This is a genomic window from Microcystis sp. M090S1 (genome assembly GCF_020246295.1).
Lineage (GTDB): Bacteria > Cyanobacteriota > Cyanobacteriia > Cyanobacteriales > Microcystaceae > Microcystis > Microcystis aeruginosa.
On sequence record NZ_JADBTF010000206.1, the window covers coordinates 26,782 to 34,225 of the forward strand.

The following is a 7,444-nucleotide window of genomic DNA, read 5'->3' on the forward strand; positions in this document are numbered from 1 at the left end:
AGGTTGGATGGAGCTAAACTAGGTGAAATCCAACCTAAAAAAATGAGACAAATATAGCACGAGATATGACTTTACAACTCACAATAAATTATCCTGAAAATTTACCCGACTTTCTTCAAAAAACCCGCGAGGAATTCGAGAGAGAAGCAACCTGGGCTATGGTAGTAAAACTCTTTGAGATGAAACGTATTTCATCGGGTATGGCTGCCAATTTATTAGGAGTGGATAGGGTTAATTTTTTAGTGAAATTGACCGATTTTGGCGTAGCGATGATTGACTTAACAGAAGAAGAACTATTATCAGACTTTGAAAATGCCTAAAACTGAACGTATTGTGATTAATACCTCACCTTTAATACTAAATCCGGTTATTAAAAACTGATTATTTATTCTCCGTTTTGCCTCTTGCATGAGTGCCTGTCCTGATATGTAGCCTATACTCAACGGATTTAGTATTACTTCGTGCCAAGCAAGAAGGCTATCCAATTTCAATTAAATTAGCCATAACTCGAATGCAAAATCGAGGCATAAGAATTAGTGCAAGGGTCATTAGTTTCGCTTTAAAACAAGCTGGAGAGTAATAAATAATCGAGTCATTCTCTCAACTAAAGTATTAATTTTTGTGTTAAGTAGCTAGACAATTAAACCCTTTAGAGATAGGGTGATTGTGGCTGAGTTTGCTATTATAGAGTTTTGTAAATAAATATCAAACTCAAGGGTTTTTGAAGATGGTATGTCGCTAAACTGAAAGTATAAAGTACAGAGGTAAAAATACTTATGATGCTACTACAAGATGTTGCGAGAACCTCTAGAGAACAAGCATTAATTCTGTGGTTTGAAGAAGTAGACAGCAAAGATGTAGGATTAGTCGGTGGGAAAAACTCCTCATTAGGCGAAATGATCCAACAATTAACCCCGAAAGGGATTAATGTCCCCACAGGATTCGCCACCACCGCTTACGCTTACCGTCAATTTGTCGAAAAAGCCGGACTAGACGCACAATTAAGACAAATTTTCCAAGATTTAGACGAAAACGATGTCCAAAACTTGCAAGAAAAAGGTAAACAAGCGCGCACATTAATCTTAAATACACCGTTCCCCGATGATTTAAGTCATGCGATCGCTATTGCCTATCGCCGACTCTGTGAACGTTATGGCGATGATCTCTATCATTCCATCGATGTGGCCGTTCGCTCGAGTGCCACTGCCGAAGACTTACCAGAAGCGAGTTTTGCCGGACAACAGGAAACCTACCTCAACGTGCAAGGAGTGAGGGGAGTTTTAGAAGCTTGCCATAAATGTTTTGCCTCTTTATTCACCGATCGCGCTATTTCCTACCGTCATCATAACGGTTTCGATCACTTTGCCGTCGCCCTTTCCGTCGGTGTCCAAAAAATGGTGCGTTCAGATCTAGCCACCTCCGGGGTGATGTTTTCCATCGATACGGAAACAGGGTTCAAAAATGCCGCTTTAATCACGGCAGCCTACGGTTTAGGGGAAAATGTCGTGCAAGGAGCCGTTAACCCCGACGAATATCTGGTTTTTAAACCCACTCTTAAAAACGGTTACAAACCCATCCTCGACAAACGCCTCGGCAGTAAAGCGATCAAGATGATCTACGATGATGGAGGATCGCGTCTAACCAAGAATATCCGAGTTAACAAGCTAGAACAGGATCAATTCTGCATTAATGACCAAGAAATCCTCACTTTAGCCCGTTGGACGACCCAAATCGAGGAACATTACTCGCAAGTGCGCGGAACCTACACCCCCATGGACATCGAATGGGCAAAAGATGGGATCACGGGAGAACTCTTTATCGTTCAGGCGCGTCCAGAAACCGTACAATCGCAAAAAGCCGCTAATATCCTTAAATCCTACGAAATTAAGCAAAGAAGTCAAGTTTTAGCGGTGGGACGGAGTGTAGGTGCGGCAATCGGTCAAGGAAAAGCCAGAGTCATCCTCAGTGTAGATAAAATCAACAACTTTAAACCGGGAGAAGTTCTCGTCACCAATCGCACGGATCCCGACTGGGAACCGATTATGAAACAAGCAAGCGCGATCGTTACTAATCAGGGTGGTCGTACTTGCCATGCCGCTATTATCGCGCGAGAAATGGGCATTCCGGCGATCGTGGGTTGCAATAATGCCACGGAAACGATTAAAACCGGTCAGGAAGTCACCGTTTGCTGTGCGGAGGGGGATGAAGGGAAAGTTTACCTCGGATTGCTACCCTTTGAAATTATTGAAACTCCCCTGGATAATTTGCCCCAAACTCGGACAAAAATCCTGATGAATATCGGTAATCCCGAAAAAGCCTTCGCTTTTGCCGATATTCCTGCCCAAGGGGTCGGTTTAGCACGTCTAGAGTTTATTATCGCTAACCATATTCAGGCCCACCCCAGCGCCTTGCTGAAATTCCACGAATTGGAAGAAGGAGACGTAAAAGACCAAATCGCCGAATTAACCAAACACTACGAGGATAAACCCCAATTTTTCGTCGATAAATTGGCCCGGGGAATTGCCATGATTGCAGCCGCATTCTACCCCAAAGATGTAATTGTGCGGATGTCCGATTTTAAATCCAATGAATACGCTAATTTATTGGGTGGCAAACCCTTTGAACCCAAGGAAGAAAACCCGATGATCGGTTGGCGCGGCGCTTCCCGTTATACTGATCCTAATTATCGCGAGGCTTTCGCTTTGGAATGTCGGGCGCTGAAAATGGTCCGGGAAGAAATGGGATTAACTAATGTGATTCCGATGATTCCTTTCTGTCGTACCCCCGAAGAAGGGATGAGAGTCCTCGAAGAAATGGCGAAAAATGGTCTCGAACGCGGGGTTGATGGTTTGCAAGTTTATGTGATGTGTGAGTTACCAAGTAATGTAATTCTTGCCGACCAATTTGCTCAGGTGTTTGACGGATTTTCGATCGGTTCTAATGATTTGACCCAATTAACCTTAGGATTAGATCGGGATTCTGCCCTAGTTGCCCATCTTTTTGATGAACGGAATGAGGGAGTTAAACGCATGGTGAAAATGGCCATTGAAACCGCTAAAGCCCAAAATCGCAAAATCGGTATCTGTGGTCAAGCTCCCAGTGATTATCCCGAATTTGCTCAATTTTTAGTGGAATTAGGCATCGATTCTATCAGTCTTAATCCTGATTCTGTCCTCAAAACTTTATTGATGGTGGCAGCAGTGGAGCAAGGACAATAGTTTAGTGACAAAGGTGGGCAAGTCCCACCTTTTTTTGTCTTGGTATGTTGACAATATTAATCGAGTCTATTTAATTGCTAATTATTATATATAGCGTTTCCTGTTCGCAAGAGGTACATTATCGATGTTGAAAAGCTTAATCAGCAAAGGTTTAACTGTGCCACACAGGTGTGAGAACCGTTATATCATCAGTTTAATCATAGAAATGGTAAGGGAGGTTGAAAACCCTCGATAAATGGCTTTTGTATAATAACTTTTTTGGGATAATTGGGAGAAAAATTAACCTCTTGTGGAACTTTATCAATTAATTTTTGATCTACGGTATCAAAATAATCAAGCTTCATCCTAATCGCTGTAGCGAGATGTAGTGCATCAAAGGGTTGTAGTTGATAACTCCTAATCAGATAACGATTGATTTCCGATGTCTCTCGTTCAAATCCTACTAACTTTATCCATTCATTAGAAAATAGGTTGTTAATAATATTTTCCTGCTCTAAATCAGATAAATCTCGTTTCGCTTTTAGAGATTTAATATAAACAACTTCAGCCATGGTAAAAGCCGATGTATAGAGTTCAATATATCCCTGTTCTGCTGCCAGTAAAATATTCTTACATTGTTCATAATACTGGGGTTCTTCATTGAAAAAACTGATAAAGATTCCCGAATCACAATAATGTTTTTTGATATAGCGGTAAGCGCTTGAGTGAGATACAGACCAAGCTTTGCCTAGCATGGTTTATAGCTCGTGACACTGTACCTCATACGACTGCACACCGCTATAGACTTTTTTTTCAAGACTAACCTCTAATTGAATTGATAATATTAGACAGGGAAGAGGCAGCAGATTTTTCAGGAAAAACTTTCATTTCTTGCACTTGAATATTGATTTTTTCTCCATGCAAATACTGCCGAATTAACCCAAAAACATAAACTCTTTTTCCTAAAGCTTCTCTAGCTTGTTCAAAAAGTTCTTCAGGAAAAAAACATTTAATAATTTTGTTATCAGTTAGGCTACGAATCCCCATCTTTTGACGATTGGCAATATTAATAGATACTAACTGCCCTTCAATAGAGCCATAAATACTGTAAAAATTTTGAGTAATTTCATCTACATTAGCCGCTATATTTTTAGTAACATAAAACCTCCAATTTTCCGTAGAAAACTCGATATCAGCAAAATCATTTGGATCGATTAATTCGCTAAACTTCTTGACATTATACAGGGCTTTATTGTTGAAGTACAAGGGACGTTGAGGTTTTTCCTTAATCAATTCTTCTAAACTATCTCTAAAAACATTGATAATTCTTTGAGGACGCTCAGTTTCCACCTGTTCATCAAGGATATTTGCTTCGGCTGTCATAATAATACTTCCTTGTTGAACTTCCGTAATTGCCCACTCTACTCCCACCTCTCCCGTATCTGATATTTCTTGATCAATTTCCGTCAGGATTATAGAAAAACTCTCTAAAAGTTTTTGGAATTTCACCATAGGAAAATAAGGACCATCAACCTTGAGAGTCAATCTCGCCCTTGATAATCTAGTGGATGAGTAGTCGTTAACTGTAATTTCGTTATTGGTCATCAAATATCATATACAATTTATAATGTACCTGTGAAATTTCTACCCGTTGGCAGTGAGACTGTAAACTTGGCACTGAAAACTGAAGATTTACGAGATAAACTTCACCTATAGGACTCCGACTAGCCGTGCTTAAAGCAATTATCCCTGAACATCAGTTTTTTTGTACTAAGCCAACTAACTTCATCATACTGAAAATACATATAGCCCACTATGGCTATTTTTTAGTTGTCTCTTAACAAAGATTAACTTTAAACTGCGATCAAGAGATAAACTTAGATTTCGTCAGGATTAAGGCCTAATTCCCGCAGTTTATTGGCTAATCGTTCCGCTCGTTGTTTTTCCTCATTATAGCTAGTGAAAGCTTGTCCATCGGGATAAAAAAGCAACATTTCCGGTTCTCCTAACTGAAAACGTATTCCTAAACGGGGACTAACCCAATTATCGAGAGTTTCCAGAATTTCTAGCTGATTTTCGCCTCTTATCCCACCACTGGCATCGTTTTTATGGGGATCATAAAGATAATATTCCTCGACCCCAAAACGGTCATAAAATAGCTGTTTTTTGGCCATTTCCGTGAGGGTGTTACCCGGAGAGAGGATTTCAAAAACCACCTGGGGACTAATATTATTTTCGAGCCATTGTCGATAGGAATCCCTTTCCTCTTTTGGTCTCCCAAAAACCACCATGATATCCGGCTCTTGACGCAGTTGATTATCATTTTCCACAGGATACCAGAGTAAATCACCCGCAACAAAAACATCAGACTGCTGGCGAAATAGCCAGTCTAAATTAGTTTTAATTGTCGTAATCCAACGAAATTGCAGGGTATTATCGGCCATGGGTTGACCATCGCTATCGGGGTAGATAATTTCAGTGATGTTAGTTTTATCTAGTCGCGAAACCATAAGACTAAGTAAAAAGTGAAAACTAGAAAATGTCAACAACTTAATTCTATTATAGCGAGCATTTGTATTATGTAGCAATTAGTACAAAAATATTGACAAATAGTATAACTTGTGCATTGGACAATAAAGATTTAATTTTTTTGATGATAACGATTGAAAATTTCGTTGGTTCCTAGAAAATTTTTGTCTAATTTTGGGAACTATAATTATAATAAGACTATCAACTGGAATTAGGACAAGAAGATGAGTGGCGGTTTAGTCTATCGACAAAGCCCAGAAGAAGAGGAATTAGAGCGCAAACGTCTCGAATTAGCGGACTTAGAGACGGAATTAGTGCAGAAAGAGCTAGATTTAACCACTTTAAACGCTGAATTACATAATTTTGAACGAGAGTACACTCAGATTATCGGTAGTCGTTATGCGGAATTAGAGCATATCGAGGCACAGATTAGCGAATATATGGCTTATCTGGAGTCTTCTAGGGGTTTTCGTCCCTCAGATAGTCTCAAGAAGCTGTATCGAGAGGTGGCAAAAAGAATTCATCCTGATTTAGTTACTGATGAAACAGAAAAAAACGCCGACAACAGTTGATGATTGAGGCAAATCAAGCTATTGATTTTTGAAAAATGGTAAGTAGCTGGTTTTAATTAAATTAAAAATGGATTTTGGGTTCGATCCCCCCTGCCCCCCTTGATAAGCTATCCATTAGTCGGATCTTTCTTAACAAAAAGAGAAGAAACTTAAAAAAAGGGGAAACGATTGATAGGTATAGTTTTGAAAGAAGGAATTAAGGTGGAGGTAAGCAAAAAAATGGAGAAATGGGCAGCCCAAGAATTACAGTATGCAGACCTAGGGGACACCAGAAGAAAGAAAAGGTTAATCAGTATCGTGGAAAACTTGGCCAGTCAACCTAGTACAAGTGTGCCACAAGCTTCAGGAAATCTAGCCGCAGCGAGTGCCACCTACGACTTTTGGACTTCCCCCTATTTTCACCCCTCAGATATAATTGCCGCCCAGGCCAAAAGTACAGTAGAAAGAATCAAAGAACATCCAATAGTTTTGGCAGTGCAAGACACAACAAGTTTAGACTTTACGACGCAAAAAGCCAAAAAGGGAATGGGTTATCTAGATTGTAAAAAATCCTTTGGTCTCAAAGTTCATACCACCTTAGGAGTGTCAGCGCAAGGAATACCTTTAGGACTGATTAATCAATATGTCTGGGCAAGAGAAGAAAAGAATTTAGGGATTGCCAAGCAACGCAAAAAAAGAGAAACCCAAGAAAAAGAAAGTCAAAGATGGTTAGATTCTTTATCAGAAACACAACAACAAATACCCGAAGATATTCAAGTAGTAACAATCGGAGATTGTGAGGCAGACATATTTGATTTATTTGCCCAATCAAGAAGTCCTAACTCTCATTTATTAATTCGAGGAACTCATAACCGAAAAGTTAACTATCTCGAAGACAAGCAAAGGTCAGGGCATTCAGAGCCTAAATATTTACATCAATCCATCAGAGAAATAAAAGCCTGTGGGACCTTAGATGTGCAAGTAAAACGCAATCCTAATCACGAGGCTAGACTAGCTAAACTAACAGTTAGATTGGCCAGTTTTGAAATACAAGTACCTAGCCATCACTCCAAGGCGACCCCTCGTCAACCGGTAAAATTACAGGTAATTTTAGCTGAAGAAGAAAATCCGCATACCGGGGTTAATCCTATCAGTTGGCTCCTCTTA

General features: G+C 39.8%; 8 protein-coding genes. 5 read left to right on the forward strand and 3 right to left on the reverse strand.

Annotation, left to right across the window (positions count from 1 at the left end; all coding sequences use genetic code 11):
• The first annotated feature begins 65 nt into the window (after positions 1-65).
• The 3 genes from IM477_RS09290 to ppsA all read left to right on the forward strand — a co-directional run bounded on the left by IM477_RS09290 (position 66) and on the right by ppsA (position 3,218).
• Positions 66-320 (forward strand): UPF0175 family protein, encoded by a 255-nt coding sequence (locus IM477_RS09290; RefSeq protein WP_287731463.1) that lies wholly within the window; start codon positions 66-68, stop codon positions 318-320.
• A 92-nt stretch (positions 321-412) separates the two neighbouring features.
• Positions 413-580: a DUF3368 domain-containing protein gene (locus IM477_RS23045; RefSeq protein WP_353845536.1), complete on the forward strand. Its 168-nt coding sequence runs from the start codon at positions 413-415 to the stop codon at positions 578-580.
• 196 nt (positions 581-776) lie between these two features.
• Complete coding sequence (ppsA, locus tag IM477_RS09295) at positions 777-3,218, forward strand: phosphoenolpyruvate synthase (protein ID WP_287731464.1); 2,442 nt, start codon at positions 777-779, stop codon at positions 3,216-3,218.
• A 197-nt stretch (positions 3,219-3,415) separates the two neighbouring features.
• On the opposite strand, the gene IM477_RS09300 is transcribed toward ppsA, so the two are convergent.
• The 3 genes from IM477_RS09300 to IM477_RS09310 all read right to left on the reverse strand — a co-directional run bounded on the left by IM477_RS09300 (position 3,416) and on the right by IM477_RS09310 (position 5,707).
• The gene (locus IM477_RS09300) at positions 3,416-3,952 is read right to left on the reverse strand and encodes a type II toxin-antitoxin system VapC family toxin (RefSeq protein WP_287731465.1); all 537 of its coding nucleotides are present in this window, start codon (positions 3,950-3,952) and stop codon (positions 3,416-3,418) included.
• 64 nt (positions 3,953-4,016) lie between these two features.
• On the reverse strand, positions 4,017-4,802 hold the full coding sequence (locus IM477_RS09305) for a hypothetical protein (protein WP_287731466.1): 786 nt from the start codon (positions 4,800-4,802) through the stop codon (positions 4,017-4,019).
• Positions 4,803-5,074: 272 nt separating this feature from the next.
• Positions 5,075-5,707, reverse strand: a complete 633-nt coding sequence (locus IM477_RS09310; protein WP_287731467.1) for a Uma2 family endonuclease — start codon at positions 5,705-5,707, stop codon at positions 5,075-5,077.
• A 243-nt stretch (positions 5,708-5,950) separates the two neighbouring features.
• On the opposite strand from IM477_RS09310, the gene IM477_RS09315 reads away from it, so the two are divergent.
• On the forward strand, positions 5,951-6,298 hold the full coding sequence (locus tag IM477_RS09315; RefSeq protein ID WP_249267806.1) for a hypothetical protein: 348 nt from the start codon (positions 5,951-5,953) through the stop codon (positions 6,296-6,298).
• A 219-nt stretch (positions 6,299-6,517) separates the two neighbouring features.
• Positions 6,518-7,444: IS4 family transposase (locus tag IM477_RS09320; protein ID WP_287731470.1), on the forward strand; the 927-nt coding region annotated here is incomplete at its 3' end.

Bases quoted from the DNA above. Each gene is read 5' to 3' on its own strand.
- ppsA (WP_287731464.1), top strand. From the start codon at position 777: ATGATGCTACTACAAGATGTTGCGAGAACCTCTAGAGAACAAGCATTA.
- IM477_RS09315 (WP_249267806.1), top strand. From the start codon at position 5,951: ATGAGTGGCGGTTTAGTCTATCGACAAAGCCCAGAAGAAGAGGAATTA.
- IM477_RS09305 (WP_287731466.1), bottom strand. From the start codon at position 4,802: ATGACCAATAACGAAATTACAGTTAACGACTACTCATCCACTAGATTA.
- IM477_RS09310 (WP_287731467.1), bottom strand. From the start codon at position 5,707: ATGGTTTCGCGACTAGATAAAACTAACATCACTGAAATTATCTACCCC.
- IM477_RS09300 (WP_287731465.1), bottom strand. From the start codon at position 3,952: ATGCTAGGCAAAGCTTGGTCTGTATCTCACTCAAGCGCTTACCGCTAT.
- IM477_RS09290 (WP_287731463.1), top strand. From the start codon at position 66: ATGACTTTACAACTCACAATAAATTATCCTGAAAATTTACCCGACTTT.